Genomic DNA, 13887 nt, shown 5'->3' on the forward strand with positions numbered 1-13887 from the left:
ATGCCCGCCTCTTCCCGCTTCGACGGCCTGCCGATGCTTCACTGGCGCGCCGAAATCCGTGACGACGGCGTCGTCGTGCTGTCGTTCGACAAGGCGGAAAGCGCCGTCAACACGTTTTCGCAGGACGTGCTGATCGAACTCGACGGCATCGTCGAGCGCCTGCAGCTCGAGCCGCCCAAGGGCCTGGTGATCCGCTCGGCGAAGGCCAGCGGCTTCATCGCCGGCGCTGACATCAAGGAGTTCCAGGTGTTCGACCAGCGCGGCACGGTGGGCGACGCCATCGGCCGCGGCCAGCGCGTGTTCCAGCGCATCGCGACACTTCCCTTCCGCACCGTCGCTGCGATCCACGGCTTCTGCATGGGCGGCGGCACCGAGATCGCGCTCGCCTGCGGCTATCGCGTAGCCAGCGACGACGCGTCCACGCGCATCGGCCTGCCGGAAGTGAAGCTCGGTATCTTCCCGGGCTGGGGCGGCAGCGTGCGCCTGCCGCGCCTGATCGGCGCGCCCGCGGCGTTCGACCTGATGCTCACCGGCCGCAGCGTGACCGGCAAGGCGGCGAAGGCGATGGGCCTGGTGGATCGCGTGGTGCCGGTCGACCAGCTCATCGAGGCCGCCGTGCGTCTCGCGCTGAAAGGCGCGGAGCGCCCGTTCAAGCAGCGCGCGCTCGCCTGGGCGACCAACACCTGGGCCGCGCGCCAGGCGCTCGCGCCGCAGCTGGCCAAGCAGGTCGCGCGCAAGGCGAAGAAGGCGCACTACCCCGCGCCCTATGCACTGATCGAAAGCTGGCGTCGCGGCGGAGCGACCACCAAGGCGCAGCTCGACAACGAGCGCCGCGCGGTGGTGAAGCTTTCGGCCACGCCGACCGCGCGCAACCTCATCCGCGTGTTCTTCCTGCAGGAACGCCTGAAGTCGCAGGGCGACAAGAACCACGGCATCCAGCGCGTGCACGTCGTCGGCGCCGGCGTGATGGGCGGCGACATCGCGGCATGGTCCGCCTACAAGGGTTTCGAGGTGACGCTCGCCGATCGCGAGCAGCGCTTCGTCGACGCGGCGCTGCAGCGCGCGCAGGAACTGTTCGCCAAGCGCGTCAAGGATGAAGCGAAGCGCCCGGCGGTGGCCGCGCGCCTGCGCGGCGACGTGGCGGGCGACGGCGTGGCCGATGCCGACCTGCTGATCGAGGCGATCGTCGAGCGTCCCGACGCCAAGCGCGCGCTCTATGGCGACGTCGAGCCGCGCATGAAGGCCGATGCGCTGCTGACCACCAACACCTCGTCGATCCCGCTCGACGAGCTGCGCGAAGGCCTCGCGCGCCCCGCGCAGTTCGCGGGCCTGCACTACTTCAACCCGGTCGCGCTGATGCCGCTGGTGGAGATCATCCGCCACGACGGCATGGACCCGCGAACCGAGCAGCGCCTCGCCGGTTTCTGCCGCGCGATCGACAAGTTCCCGGTGCCCGTCGCAGGCACGCCGGGTTTCCTCGTCAACCGCGTGCTGTTTCCGTACATGCTCGAAGCGGCGAGCGCCTATGCCGAGGGCATCCCGGGCCCGGTCATTGACAAAGCCGCGGTGAACTTCGGCATGCCGATGGGGCCGATCGAACTGGTCGACACCGTTGGCCTCGATGTCGCCGCGGGCGTGGGTGCGGAGCTCGCGCCCTTCCTCGGCCTGCCGATCCCGGCCGCGCTCGCGACACCGCCGGAAGCCGGGCGTCGCGGCAAGAAGGACGGCCAGGGGCTGTACAAGTGGGAGAACGGTAAGGCGGTCAAGCCGGAAATCCCGCAGGGCTACACGGCGCCGGCGGACCTCGAGGACCGACTGATCCTGCCTCTGCTCAACGAGGCCGTGGCCTGCTTGCACGACGGCGTCGTCGCCGATGCCGACCTGCTCGATGCGGGCGTGATTTTCGGCACCGGCTTCGCGCCGTTCCGCGGCGGCCCGATCCAGTACATCCGCGAGACCGGCGTGGACGTGCTGCTGCAGCGCCTGCGCCAGCTCGAGGCGCGCCACGGTGCGCGCTTCGCGCCGCGCCCGGGCTGGGACCATCCGGCGCTTCGCGCCTGATGACGCGACGAGGCCCGGCGTTCACCGACGCCGGGCCTGCCGCGCAAAACGGATCGTGGGTCAGTCGCCCAGCGCGACGCCGAAGCCGCAGACCAACGCCGGGTGCGCCTGCACCACGGGCAGGTCGGACATGAAGTCCGAATCGCCGGACGGATAGTTCTCCGGTGCGCCCTCGGGCGCACACAGGTGCACCCGCCCGGCGACGCGGCCCTTGCGGTTGCCGGTCGCGTCGAGCGCGCCGCCCTTCCAGTCCATCACCACGCCGCCGTAGTCCCAGTCGAAACCGGCGAACGCGAACGGGCGGCCGTTGAGCGCCTGCAGCTCGCGCGTGTCCATGCCGATGCGCACGCCGTCCGAGCGCCGCCAGGCGGACGGCGTTTCGACGTCGAGCACGGCGGGATGCGTGTTCGACTCGTCGAGCGAAACCTCGACGCGGCGCGCGGCATCGGCGGGAAACAGTAGCCAGCCTTCGTACTGCTCGCCTTCGGGCGCGGGGATCGTCGCGCGCATGACCGCGCCGTCGCCGTAGCGGGCACGCAGGCTGTCGAAGGTGTCGGCGGCGGTCGCCACCGCGTCGAGGTGCGCGGGTAGCGCGGCGCCGCTGCGTCGTGCCTCGGCGGTGCGGAAGTCGCCACGCGGCGTGCGCGGCGTGCGCGCGGAGGCATCGGGCGATGCCGCGGGCGCGGCGGGTGGTGCCTGTTCGCGCGAGCAGGCGGCCATCGCCAGCGCTGCGACGGCGATCAGCAGGCGGGCACGGAGCCTCGAAACGACGACGCTAACGCACGACATCACATCGTGTGCGTGGCGCGGTCGCCGGTCAGCAGGCCGGCCAGCAGCGTCTCGATCTTGCCCTTCACCGTGTCGCCTTCCGGCGTGTCGGGGAATTGCACGCCGATGCCGGCGGGATGCCCGCCCTGCGCACCGACCGGCGTCAGCCAGACCACCTTGCCGGCGACCGGCAGGCGCTCGCCGGATTCGGGCAGCGTCACCAGCACGAAGACCTCGTCGCCCAGCGAGTAGCGCTTGGGCGTGGGCACGAAGATGCCGCCGCCCTTCAGGAACGGCATGTAGGCCTGGTAGAGCTGGGACTTGTCCTTGAGGACCAGCGACAGGATGCCCTGCCGCGCGCCGCCGGGGGTTGCACTCATCGGTCGCGGATCTCCTGGCCCGCGCGCGAAGCCGCGCGCCAGGCCGTCAACAGTTCCATCAGTACGAGGTCCGCGCGGACGGTGGTCCGCAGCAGGTCGCGGCTGCGGTTCGCCTTGTCGAACCAGGCCGCCAGACTGCGCGCGCCCTGCGGGTCGGTCAAGCCGCGCGCGCGGTCGACCGCGATGTCGGCGGCGAAGCGCAGGCGAAGGTCGGCTTGGTCGTCGCCGATCCATTGCTGGGCGGCCTCCTGCGGGGTCAGCTCACCGCGGGCGAGTTTCTGCAGGTCGGCGGTCACGCGACGGCGCAGGTCGAGGCCGCCATTGCGCAGCCAGTCGTCCGCGAGGCCCGGATGGCCCTTCGCGGCCTGCAGCGCCTCGTCGACGTCGGCCTCGGCATGGCCCTGCGCGGCGAGCCAGGCACGCGCCTCGTCGACCGGCGGCAGGCGGAACTCGACGCGCTGGCAGCGGCTGCGGATCGTCGCGGGCAGCCGCGCGGGATGCGCGGATACGAGCCACAGGTAGCGGCTCGGCACCGGCTCTTCCAGCGTCTTCAGCAGCGCGTTCGCCGCCGCGGTGTTGATCGCGTCAGCAGGGTCGACGATCGCCACCTGCGCGCGGCCGAACTGCGGCGTCAGCGACAGCTGCGTGGAGAGCTCGCGCATCTGGTCGATGACGATCTCCGTTCGCAGCTTCGTGCCTTCGCGGTTCGGGATGAAGCTGACGAAGCGATAGTCGGGATGCGTGCCCGCCTCGATCAGGCGGCAACTGCGGCACTTCCCGCAGGCGTCGATGCCGGCGGGCGTCTCGCAGAGCACGCGCCGCGCCAGCCGCATCGCGACCTCGCGCTTGCCCAGCTGCGCCGGGCCGCAGAACAGCTGCGCATGGCCCAGGCGACCGGCGTCGAGCGTGGCTACCACCTGCGCGTACATGCGCTGCTGCCAGGGCGCCATCGCGCTCATGCCAGCGAGGCCTTGTATCGGCGCAGGGCGTCGACCGCCTGCGCGCTCACTTCGTCGGCGCTGCGTGACGCATCGACGACCACGAAGCGCGCGGTCTGCGCCTTGGCGCGCGCGAGGTAGGCGGCGCGCACGCGCTCGAAGAATTCGACGCGCTCGGACTCGATGCGGTCGGCCTCGCCGCGGCCTCGCATGCGCGCGAGGCCGACATCGACCGGTACGTCGAGCAGCAGCGTGAGGCCCGGCTCGATGCCGACGAAGTCGCGCTCGAGCACGTCGATCAGTCGCGTATCCACGCCGCGCCCGCCGCCCTGGTAGGCGTGGCTGGCGTCGGTGAAGCGGTCGCTGAGGACCCACTCGCCGCGCGCCAGTGCCGGCTCGATCAGTGTGCAGACCAGCTGCGCGCGTGCGGCGAACATCAGCAGCAGCTCGGCGCGATCGCAGGGCGCATCGTCGACGCGCTCCAGCAGCAGCGCGCGAACGCGCTCGGCCAGCGGCGTGCCGCCGGGCTCGCGCGTGCAGGTCACGCGGCCGTCGCGTTCGAGCTCGGCGCGTAGCGCGGCGAGCACGGTGGACTTGCCCGCGCCCTCGCCGCCTTCGATCGTCACGAGCCGGGGCTCGCGACGCAGCCCCGTCGACTGCGTCATCGCGCCTTCGCCTGCGCGGCGCGGTAGTTCGCGAGGTACTTGCGCACGTTCTGCTGGTGCTCGGCGAGTGTGTTCGCGAAGAGATGGCGACCGCTGCCGTCGCCCATCGCGACGAAGTACAGCGCCTCGCCCGGCGCCGGGTTCGCCACCGCCTGCAGCGCGGCGACGCCCGGCATCGCGATCGGCGTGGGCGGCAGGCCCGCGCGGGTGTAGGTGTTGTAGGGCGTGTCGGTTTGCAGGTCGACCTTGCGGATGTTGCCGGCGTAGGCGCTGCCCATCCCGTAGATGACCGTCGGGTCGGTCTGCAGCAGCATGCCGAGCTTGAGGCGGCGCTCGAAGAGGCCCGCGATCGCGGGGCGCTCCTCGGCGATACCGGTTTCCTTTTCGACGATCGACGCCAGCGTGAGCATCTCGTCGGGCGACTTCAGGATCGAATCGGGCCGGCGCGAGCGCCACGCGGCGTCGAGCGCCTTCTCCATCGCCGAATGCGCGCGTTTGAGCACGTGGAGCTCGCCGTCGCCGCGGGTGTAGACGTAGGTCTCGGGCAGGAAGCGGCCTTCCGGATGCTGGCCGGGCTTGCCGAGCTTCGCCATCAGCGACGCGTCATCGAGCTGGGCGGCGTCGTGCACCAGCGGCTCGGCCTTCGCCAGCGCGGCGCGGACGTCGCGGAACGTCCAGCCTTCGACGATCGTGATCTTGTGCTGCACCACGCGGCCGTCGCGCATGTCCATCAGCAGCTTGCGCGGCGTGGTGCCGGGCTCGATGCGGTACTCGCCGACCTGGATACGCCCGGCGGCGCCGAGCTGCCTGGCGAGCGCGGTCCATTCCAGCGTGCTGCCGCCGATGCCGGCCTCCTCGAGCTTGCGCAGCACGACGGGCAGCGAGTCGCCCTGGCGCACGACGACGCTGGTCCCGGGCTTGACGCCCTGCATGGGGGCATCGGCGAAGCCCGCGTACATGTACCAGGCGGCGGCCAGCCCGGCGGCGAGCGCGAGCAGCAACAGCAGCGAGAAACAACCAGTTCGGCGCTTGCGCGGACGGCTCACGGCATCTCCGTAAGTGAAGCGAAGGCGGGATGGTCGGCGGCGAGGCGCGCGCGCAACCCGGCGACCTGCGGATGCGGCGTCCAGGTGCGATCGCCGAGCCGCGCGACTTCGAGGATACCGCGCACGGCATTGCAGACGAACAGTGCATCCGCGGTTTCGACGTCGGCCGTCGCCAGCCGGGCCTCCGTCGCGTCGAGTGCGGTCAGCGCCCAGCCGCGCATCACGCCGCGCACGCCGCAGCGGTCGAGCGACGGCGTCAGCCAGGCGTCGCCGCGCAGCACGAACAGGTTGCCGGCGACCGCCGACACCACGGCGCCCTCGGCGTCGAGCATCAGGCCTTCGTCGGCTGTCTCGCCCGGCGTCCATTCGGCGCGGGCGAGCACCTGCTCGAGGCGGTTGCAGTGCTTCAGGCCCGCCAGCGCGGGCTGCAGCGCGAGGCGCGTGGCGCACCAGCGCAGCGTGATCGGAGACCGTGCAGGCGGCGTGGGCGACACGGACAACATCCAGAACGGTTCATGCGGCCCCGGCGCGTAGCCACGCTCGCCGGCGCCGCGCGTGACCAGCAGCTTGGTGACGCCGTCGCGCCCGTCCAGCAGCCCGGCGAGTTCCGCGCGCGCGCGCGCCTCGTCGGGCAGCGCGAGCCCCAACACCGTCGCGCCCTGGCGCAGGCGCGACCAGTGGCGATCCCACCAGGGCACGTCGCCGTGGTGCGCGCGCATCGTCTCGAACAGGCCGTCGCCGTAAGCGAGGCCGCGATCCAACGGCGATATCCCGTCGACGCGGCGACCGCCGTCGAACAGTCGTACGTCCATCAGCCGGCCACGCCCAGCGCGCGCAGCATGCCGCGCGCCTTCGCGCGGGTCTCGTCCAGTTCGCGCTGCGGATCGGAGTCGATGACGATGCCGGCGCCGGTGCGGAAGCGCACCTCGCGGCGCTCGACCTCGGCGCTGCGGATCAGGATGTTGAGGTCCATGTCGCCATTCGGCGCGAGCCAGCCCATCGCACCGGTATACGCACCGCGGCCCACGCCTTCCAGCTCGGCGATGACCTGCATGCAGCGTACCTTCGGGCAGCCGGTGATCGTGCCGCCGGGAAACACCGCCCGGATCACCTCGCCGGGCGTCGCGCCCGCGCGCAGCCGGCCGCGCACGTTGCTCACGATGTGGTGCACGTGCGCATAGCTCTCGACGGTCATCAGCTCGTCGACCTCGACGGTGCCGGGCCTGCAGACGCGGCCGAGATCGTTTCGCTCCAGGTCGATCAGCATCACGTGCTCGGCGCGTTCCTTCGGATGGCCGACCAGCTCGCGGATGCGCTGCATCTCGTCGTCGCCCGGCAGGCGCGGGCGCGTGCCGGCGATGGGGCGCGTTTCGACGAGATCGCCCTGCACGGCGACGAGGCGTTCGGGCGATGCGCTGACCACCGCCACACCGTCGTAGGCGAACAGGCCGGCGAACGGCGCGGGATTGTTGCGGCGTAGGCGATCGAACAGCGCGGCGGGCTCGACGTCCGCCGCGAAGCGCGCCGTCCATCCCCGCGAGATGTTGGCCTGGAACACGTCGCCTGCGGCAAGGTAGTCGAGCACGCGGCACACGCCGTCGGTGAAGCGCGCGGGCGCATCCTCATCGACGGCGACGGGCGCGGTCCACTCCGGCAACGGCGCGAGCGCCGCGGCGGCCCGGAGGTCGTGTTCGACCGCATCGGCAACGGCATCGTCGAGCGCATGCAGGCGGCACTCGCCGGTCCCGCGATCGCGCTCGATGGCCGCCTCGATGCGCAGCGCGATCGCCACGGGCAGCGCGCCCGGCGCCTCGGGCAGGCGCAGGATCGGCTCGACCTGCGCAGCGGCCTCGTACGCGATCAGCACCGCCCAGCCGCCGACCGGGGTGGCGTTGCCCGCATCGCCCGCGATGTCGTCCAGCGAACCGAAGAAGTCGACACCGACTTCGCGCCCCTGCGCGTCGCGCACGCGTCCGTCGCGGCCGAGCACGCGCGCCTCCTCGCCGGTGGCGAGCAGCAGGTCGCGGCGGCCGATGCGCGTGCCCGACGCGCTGGATTCCAGCAGCACGCGATAGCGGTGTGGCGCGAGGCGGTGCAGGTCGAGCAGGTCGCCGGCGCCGCTTAGCGCGCGCAGGACGGGAGGCGTCGACGGCATAGGGCACCACGGAGCGGCGGGGCCGCGATTATCGCCGCTCGAGGCGGCCCGGGCGGCCGCGACCGCGCAAAAAAGAAGCCCGCGGCATGCGCGGGCTTCGTGCAGTGCCGCGCGATACCGATCAGATCCGGCGCAGTACCAGCGTGCCGTTGGTGCCGCCGAAGCCGAAGCCGTTGGACACCACCACGTCGACCGTGGCCTCGCGCGCGGTGTTCGGCACGTAGTCGAGGTCGCAGCCCTCGGAGGCGTTCTCGAGGTTGATCGTCGGCGGAATGATCCCCGTGTGGATCGCCATGGCCGAGAAGATTGCCTCGATGCCGCCGGCTGCGCCGAGCAGGTGGCCGGTCATCGACTTGGTCGAGCTGACCATGGTGCGGTAGGCGTGGTCGCCGAGCGCGCGCTTGACCGCCATCGTCTCGGCGAGGTCGCCGAGCGGCGTGGAGGTCCCGTGCGCATTGACGTAGCCGACCCGCTCTGCCGATACGCCGGCATCGCTCAGCGCCGCGATCATGCAGCGCGCGGCGCCCTCGCCGTCCTCGCTGGGCGCGGTCATGTGGAAGGCGTCGGAGGTGGCGCCGAAGCCCGCGAGTTCGCAGTAAATGCGCGCGCCGCGTGCCTTCGCATGTTCGTATTCCTCGAGCACGAGGATGCCCGCGCCGTCGCCGAGCACGAAGCCGTCGCGCTCGGTGTCCCACGGGCGCGAGGCGCGCGTCGGATCGTCGTTGCGCGTGCTCATCGCCTTCATCGAGCAGAAGCCGCCGACGCTCGTCGGCGAGGAGCCGCGCTCGGCGCCGCCGGCGATCATCACGTCCGCGTCGCCGTACTGGATCATGCGCATCGCCATGCCGATCGAATGGTTCGACGTGGCGCAGGCCGATACCGCGGAAAAGTTCGGGCCCTTCATGCCCGTGAGCAGCGACACCTGCCCCGGCAGCATGTTGATGATCGTGCTCGGCACGTAGAAAGGCGAGATCTTGCGCGGGCCGCCCTCGTTGTACTTGATCGCGGTTTCCTCGATGCCGAGGATGCCGCCGATGCCCGAGCCGATCAGCGCGCCGACACGCTCGGCGTTGCTGTCGTCGATGGTGAGCCCCGCATCCTCGATGGCCATCAGCGATGCGCCGACGCCGTAGTGGATGAACGGGTCCATCTTCTTCGCGTCCTTGGGGTTCACCCAGTTCGTAACGTCGAAGTCGCGTACTTCACCGGCGATCTTGGTGGTGAAGTTGGTGGTATCGAAATGCGTGATCGGGCCGATGCCCGAGCGTCCGTTGACGATGCCGTCCCACGTCGTCGCAAGGTCGTTGCCGAGCGGCGAGACGATTCCGAGACCCGTGACCACGACGCGACGCTTGGACATGACTTCGACCTCGAACTGCGGATGTCTGGGCGGCGATACGTCGCCGCATGGTGTGGCTGCAAAAACACGGGGCCGCAATGCGGCCCCGGTTTCGTAGCGTGGAGGACGGAAGCGCCACGGCCTTCCGCCTCCTCGTCAGCGGCTTACGACTTGACGTGAGCCTTCACGTAGTCGATGGCCTGCTGCACGGTGGTGATCTTCTCGGCCTCTTCGTCCGGGATCTCGCACTCGAACTCTTCCTCGAGCGCCATCACGAGCTCGACCGTATCGAGCGAGTCGGCGCCGAGGTCGTCGACGAACGAGGCGTTGGTGGTGACGTCTTCTTCCTTCACGCCGAGCTGTTCGACGACGATCTTCTTGACGCGCTCTTCGATGCTGCTCATTGGATCTCTCTCCTCCCGGGACGGGATGCTAGATGGACAAGTCTAAATGAATCGATGCGGGCCGGAGTATAGCGGCCGGCCCCGCGTGAAAAACCCGTTCGGCCGCAGCCGCCGGTCGCCTCAGGGCATGTACATGCCGCCGTTGACGTGGAGCGTCTCGCCCGTGATGTACGCGGCGTTCGGACCCGCCAGGAACGCCACCGCACGCGCGATGTCTGCCGGCTCGCCGAGGCGGCCCAGCGCGATCTGGCCGAGCATGCCGGCCTTGGCCTCTGCGGGCAGGCCACGCGTCATGTCGGTATCGATGAAGCCCGGCGCGACCACGTTGACCGTCACGCCGCGCGAGCCGATCTCGCGCGCCAGCGACTTCGAGAACGCGATGATGCCGGCCTTCGCCGCGGCGTAGTTCGCCTGCCCCGCGTTGCCCGTCACGCCGATCACCGAGGCGATGTTGACGATGCGGCCGCGGCGCGCCTTCATCATGCCGCGCATCACCGCCTTGCAGGAGCGATACACGCTGGTGAGGTTGGTATCGAGGATGGCCTGCCAGTCCTCGTCCTTCATGCGCATCAGCAGGTTGTCGCGCGTGATGCCGGCATTGTTGACGAGGATGGAGATCGGGCCGACGTCCTTGCCGATCGAATCGACCAGCGCCTCGATCGCGCCGGGCTCGGTCACGTTGAGCACGCGCCCCTGCCCGCCGCTGGCGGCAAGGCGCCCGCCGATCGATGCGGCGCCCGACTCGCTCGTCGCGGTGCCGATCACGATCGCGCCCTGGGCCGCGAGTTCGTCGGCGATCGCCGCGCCGATGCCGCGCGTCGCGCCGGTCACCAGTGCGATCTCGCCCTTCAATGCTTCCGTCATTACGTATCTCCGTTTGCTGCTGCCGGCGTCACCGGTCGCGTGATTGCGTCGCGCGCTCAGCCCTGCCAGTCGGCGAGCGCGGCGTCGAGGTCGGACGGCGCGCCGAGCGCACGCGCGTCCACCGACTTGTCGATGCGCTTGACCAGGCCGGTCAGCACTTTGCCCGGGCCGCATTCGGCGATGCGCGTGGCGCCGCGGGCGACCAGCGTCTCGACGCACTGCGTCCACTGCACGGGCAGGTAGAGCTGCCGCACCAGCGCGTCGCGGATCGAGGCGATGTCGGTGCGCACTTCGGCGTCGACGTTCTGCACGATCGGCAACTGCGGCGCAGACCACGCGAGCCCGTTCATCGCTTCGGCAAGGCGGTTCGCGGCCTCGCGCATCAGCGGCGTGTGCGAAGGCACGCTGACGGCCAGCTTCACCGCCTTGCGCACGCCGCGCTCGGCGAGCGCGGTCAGCGCGCGGTCGACCGCATCGGCATGGCCGCCGATGACGATCTGGCCGGGCGAATTGAAATTGGCGGGGACGACGACCTCGCGGCCGCTGCTGGCTTCGCAGACCTCGAGCACCAGCGCATCGTCGGCGCCGAGTACCGCGGCCATGGCACCCGTGCCCGCAGGCGCGGCGGCCTGCATCAGCTGCCCGCGCAGGCGCACGAGCCTAGTGGCATCGGCCAGCGGGAGCGCGCCTGCGGCGACGAGCGCGGTGTATTCGCCGAGGCTGTGGCCGGCGAGTTGCGCCGGCATCGCACCGCCGCGCGCCAGCCACAGGCGCCACACGGCGATGCCGGCGGCGAGCAGCGCGGGCTGGGTGAACTCGGTGGTGTTGAGCTCGGTGTCGGGGCCTTCCTGGCTCACGCGCCAAAGATCGACGCCAGCGCCCTCGCTCGCCTCGGCGAACGTCGCCTGCACGACCGGATCGGCCGATGCGAGGTCGGCCAGCATGCCGACCGACTGCGAGCCCTGGCCCGGGAAGACAAATGCGAGTTGCGTTGAGGTCACGCGCGATGGCCCGATGGGGAACGCGCCATGATACGGACGAAGTCTCCGCGCTGTCTGTACTGCGGCGTACGCCGCCGATCGGCGCAGGCCACGGCCGTTGGCCGAAAATGCGAACGCCCGCCGGTGCGAGCGGCGGGCGTTGCAGGCAGCAGGACGGCGGCGATCAGTAGCGCAGCAGCGCCGAGCCCCAGGTGAATCCGCCGCCGAACGCCTCGAGCAGCAGCAGCTGGCCGCGCTGCACGCGGCCCGATCGCACCGCCTCGTCGAGCGCCAGCGGCACCGAACCCGACGACGTGTTGCCGTGCTTGTCGACGGTGACCACCACGCGCTCCATCGGCATGTCCAGCCGCTTGGCGGTGGCCTCGATGATGCGCAGGTTGGCCTGGTGGGGGATCAGCCAGTCGATGTCGTGGCGGTCCAGGCCGTTGGCCTCGAGCGTTTCCTCGACCACGGAGTCCAGCGCCTTCACCGCGTACTTGAAGACGTCGTTGCCGGTCATCATCACGCGCACGCCGGCGTTGTGCTCCTCCGGCTTGAAACCGGCCGACACGCCCACCGGGTTGTAGAGCAGGTCGCGTTTGGTGCCGTCGGCATGCAGGTGCGTGCTGAGGATGCCGGTCTCGGTATCCGCCTTGAGCACTACCGCGCCCGCGCCGTCGCCGAACAGCACGCAGGTCGAGCGGTCGTTCCAGTCGAGCATGCGGGTGAGCGTCTCGGCGCCGACGACCAGCGCCGTCTTCGCCGCGCCCGTGCGGATGAACTTGTCGGCCACCGTCAGCGCGTAGACGAAGCCCGAGCAGGCCGCGTTGACGTCGAAGGCGGGGCAGCCGATAGCGCCCAGGCGCGCCTGCAGCAGGCAGGCCGTGGACGGGAAGATGATGTCCGGCGTGGTCGTGCCGAGCACGATCAGGTCGATGTCCGCGGCGGTGACGCCGGCGGCTTCCATCGCGCGCGTGGCGGCGTGGAAGGCGAGGTCGCAGGTCGTCTCGCCCTCGGCGGCGACGTGGCGCTCGCGGATGCCCGTGCGGGCGGCGATCCATTCGTCGCTGGTTTCGACGAACTTGGCCAGATCGTCGTTGGTGAGGACCTTCTCCGGCAGGTAGCTGCCGGTACCCGCGATGCGCGCGAAAACTTGCTGGGTCATCCCCTGCCTCGCCGATGGCCGACCGGGCATCGGGACCCGGCGGACGCCACCGTATGTACGGTGGCCTGTAAAACGGCGATGCGACCCGGAGGTCGCATCGATGATTCGCGGATCCAGGCCGCGATCCGCGCCGCCAGCGTGGCCGCGGCGCGGAGACTCGTCAGGCGCAGGCGCGCCCGGCGATCACTCCTCGTCGGCGACCTTCGACTGGGTGTTAATCACCTTCTTGCCGCGGTAGTAGCCGTCGGCCGTGACGTGGTGGCGCAGGTGCGTCTCGCCCGTGGTCGGGTCGGTCGCCAGTTGCTTGGCGCTCAGCGCGTCGTGGGCGCGGCGCATGCCACGGCGGGAGGGAGAAACGCGGGACTTCTGGACGGCCATCGGGGTGCTCCGGTGAAACGTGTGGCGGCGTCGGGCATCGGGCCCTGGCCGAAGAAAGGTGGAAATTATCGCTTAGCCCGGTGGCGGGTGCCACTGGCCGGCGGATGAAGCCCGGGCGTTACTCCGGCTTGTTCTTGAGGGCCGCGAGCGCCGCGAACGGATTCGGCCGTTCGGCCGCTTCCGGCGCCTCGCCCGCGCCCCACCCGCTTTCGACCGCGTCCGTGCCGGGCGCCACGGGCACCACCGGCACGGTGAGGATCAGTTCGTCCTCAACGACGTCGAGCGTGACCAGCTCGCCCGACGGATCGACCAGCAGCGCCTCGTAACCCGGCGGCAGCGCCGCTTCCTCGGCCTCGTCACGGATCAGGCCCATGCGCTGGTCGATCTGGACCGGCAGGAAGAACCGTTCAAGCGTGCGCTGGCAGACCAGCGGCAGCTGCGCCTGCGCACGGACCTCGACGTAGGCGACGCCCAGCTTGTCGCGGTCGAAGTCCAGAGAGAAGGTGACGTCGCCTTCCGGCTCCGCCAACAGGCTCGACAGTCGCTTGAGCGAGGCCAGCGGAACGCGACCCTCGAGACCACGACGGGCCGTGACCTGGCGCCAGGCGTCCAGTGTCTCGGGTACCGACTGACGGGACGCTTCGGCGGACATAAGCCGCGGAATGTTAGAGAGCCGCGCCCGGAGTGTCAATGCGGGCCGGCCGCGGGCCGCCCGCGTTGCCGTTTTGACAGGCGCCGGGTCAG

General features: G+C 70.8%; 15 protein-coding genes. 1 reads left to right on the forward strand and 14 read right to left on the reverse strand.

The window, feature by feature from the left end:
* Positions 1 to 2061: a 3-hydroxyacyl-CoA dehydrogenase NAD-binding domain-containing protein gene (locus tag IE066_RS07330; protein WP_189448250.1), complete on the forward strand. Its 2061-nt coding sequence runs from the start codon at positions 1 to 3 to the stop codon at positions 2059 to 2061.
* A gap of 60 nt (positions 2062 to 2121) precedes the next feature.
* Here IE066_RS07330 and IE066_RS07335 read toward each other — a convergent pair whose 3' ends face one another.
* From IE066_RS07335 to IE066_RS07400, 14 genes are all read right to left on the reverse strand, one after another.
* Positions 2122 to 2850 (reverse strand): hypothetical protein, encoded by a 729-nt coding sequence (locus IE066_RS07335; RefSeq protein ID WP_189448252.1) that lies wholly within the window; start codon positions 2848 to 2850, stop codon positions 2122 to 2124.
* Positions 2850 to 3209 carry a PilZ domain-containing protein gene (locus tag IE066_RS07340; RefSeq protein ID WP_189448254.1) on the reverse strand — a complete coding sequence of 120 codons (360 nt, stop codon included), beginning with the start codon at positions 3207 to 3209 and terminating at the stop codon, positions 2850 to 2852. Before IE066_RS07340 ends, IE066_RS07335 begins: the two co-directional genes overlap by 1 nt.
* Positions 3206 to 4168 (reverse strand): DNA polymerase III subunit delta', encoded by a 963-nt coding sequence (locus IE066_RS07345; RefSeq protein ID WP_189448256.1) that lies wholly within the window; start codon positions 4166 to 4168, stop codon positions 3206 to 3208. The genes IE066_RS07340 and IE066_RS07345 overlap by 4 nt, the downstream gene beginning before the upstream one ends.
* Positions 4165 to 4812: a dTMP kinase gene (tmk, locus tag IE066_RS07350; protein WP_189448258.1), complete on the reverse strand. Its 648-nt coding sequence runs from the start codon at positions 4810 to 4812 to the stop codon at positions 4165 to 4167. Before tmk ends, IE066_RS07345 begins: the two co-directional genes overlap by 4 nt.
* Complete coding sequence (mltG, locus tag IE066_RS07355) at positions 4809 to 5858, reverse strand: endolytic transglycosylase MltG (RefSeq protein WP_268244863.1); 1050 nt, start codon at positions 5856 to 5858, stop codon at positions 4809 to 4811. The genes tmk and mltG overlap by 4 nt, the downstream gene beginning before the upstream one ends.
* Positions 5855 to 6670 (reverse strand): aminodeoxychorismate lyase, encoded by an 816-nt coding sequence (gene pabC, locus IE066_RS07360; RefSeq protein WP_189448260.1) that lies wholly within the window; start codon positions 6668 to 6670, stop codon positions 5855 to 5857. Before pabC ends, mltG begins: the two co-directional genes overlap by 4 nt.
* Positions 6670 to 8013 (reverse strand): aminodeoxychorismate synthase component I, encoded by a 1344-nt coding sequence (locus IE066_RS07365; protein ID WP_189448262.1) that lies wholly within the window; start codon positions 8011 to 8013, stop codon positions 6670 to 6672. The genes pabC and IE066_RS07365 overlap by 1 nt, the downstream gene beginning before the upstream one ends.
* A gap of 121 nt (positions 8014 to 8134) precedes the next feature.
* A complete protein-coding gene (fabF, locus tag IE066_RS07370; RefSeq protein ID WP_189448264.1) occupies positions 8135 to 9373 on the reverse strand; it encodes a beta-ketoacyl-ACP synthase II in 1239 nt (412 codons plus the stop codon).
* A 143-nt stretch (positions 9374 to 9516) separates the two neighbouring features.
* Positions 9517 to 9756, reverse strand: coding sequence for an acyl carrier protein (gene acpP / locus IE066_RS07375; protein ID WP_132331029.1), 240 nt, complete (start codon positions 9754 to 9756; stop codon positions 9517 to 9519).
* Positions 9757 to 9876: 120 nt separating this feature from the next.
* Complete coding sequence (gene fabG / locus IE066_RS07380; protein ID WP_189448266.1) at positions 9877 to 10620, reverse strand: 3-oxoacyl-ACP reductase FabG; 744 nt, start codon at positions 10618 to 10620, stop codon at positions 9877 to 9879.
* Positions 10621 to 10676: 56 nt separating this feature from the next.
* Entirely contained in the window at positions 10677 to 11621 is a 945-nt protein-coding gene (fabD, locus tag IE066_RS07385) for an ACP S-malonyltransferase (RefSeq protein WP_189448267.1), read from the reverse strand.
* Between the two features lie 163 nt (positions 11622 to 11784).
* The gene (locus tag IE066_RS07390; protein ID WP_189448268.1) at positions 11785 to 12765 is read right to left on the reverse strand and encodes a beta-ketoacyl-ACP synthase III; all 981 of its coding nucleotides are present in this window, start codon (positions 12763 to 12765) and stop codon (positions 11785 to 11787) included.
* 183 nt (positions 12766 to 12948) lie between these two features.
* Positions 12949 to 13143 (reverse strand): 50S ribosomal protein L32, encoded by a 195-nt coding sequence (rpmF, locus tag IE066_RS07395; RefSeq protein WP_189448269.1) that lies wholly within the window; start codon positions 13141 to 13143, stop codon positions 12949 to 12951.
* Positions 13144 to 13261: 118 nt separating this feature from the next.
* Entirely contained in the window at positions 13262 to 13795 is a 534-nt protein-coding gene (locus IE066_RS07400; protein ID WP_189448270.1) for a YceD family protein, read from the reverse strand.
* Positions 13796 to 13887 lie beyond the last annotated feature (92 nt).

This window comes from Cognatilysobacter xinjiangensis (genome assembly GCF_014651995.1).
GTDB classification, from domain to species: domain Bacteria; phylum Pseudomonadota; class Gammaproteobacteria; order Xanthomonadales; family Xanthomonadaceae; genus Cognatilysobacter; species Cognatilysobacter xinjiangensis.

Coding starts and splice junctions, on each gene's coding strand:
- IE066_RS07330 (WP_189448250.1), top strand. CDS start 1: ATGCCCGCCTCTTCCCGCTTCGACGGCCTGCCGATGCTTCACTGGCGC.
- IE066_RS07335 (WP_189448252.1), bottom strand. CDS start 2,850: ATGTCGTGCGTTAGCGTCGTCGTTTCGAGGCTCCGTGCCCGCCTGCTG.
- IE066_RS07340 (WP_189448254.1), bottom strand. CDS start 3,209: ATGAGTGCAACCCCCGGCGGCGCGCGGCAGGGCATCCTGTCGCTGGTC.
- IE066_RS07345 (WP_189448256.1), bottom strand. CDS start 4,168: ATGAGCGCGATGGCGCCCTGGCAGCAGCGCATGTACGCGCAGGTGGTA.
- tmk (WP_189448258.1), bottom strand. CDS start 4,812: ATGACGCAGTCGACGGGGCTGCGTCGCGAGCCCCGGCTCGTGACGATC.
- pabC (WP_189448260.1), bottom strand. CDS start 6,670: ATGGACGTACGACTGTTCGACGGCGGTCGCCGCGTCGACGGGATATCG.
- IE066_RS07365 (WP_189448262.1), bottom strand. CDS start 8,013: ATGCCGTCGACGCCTCCCGTCCTGCGCGCGCTAAGCGGCGCCGGCGAC.
- fabF (WP_189448264.1), bottom strand. CDS start 9,373: ATGTCCAAGCGTCGCGTCGTGGTCACGGGTCTCGGAATCGTCTCGCCG.
- acpP (WP_132331029.1), bottom strand. CDS start 9,756: ATGAGCAGCATCGAAGAGCGCGTCAAGAAGATCGTCGTCGAACAGCTC.
- fabG (WP_189448266.1), bottom strand. CDS start 10,620: ATGACGGAAGCATTGAAGGGCGAGATCGCACTGGTGACCGGCGCGACG.
- IE066_RS07390 (WP_189448268.1), bottom strand. CDS start 12,765: ATGACCCAGCAAGTTTTCGCGCGCATCGCGGGTACCGGCAGCTACCTG.
- rpmF (WP_189448269.1), bottom strand. CDS start 13,143: ATGGCCGTCCAGAAGTCCCGCGTTTCTCCCTCCCGCCGTGGCATGCGC.
- IE066_RS07400 (WP_189448270.1), bottom strand. CDS start 13,795: ATGTCCGCCGAAGCGTCCCGTCAGTCGGTACCCGAGACACTGGACGCC.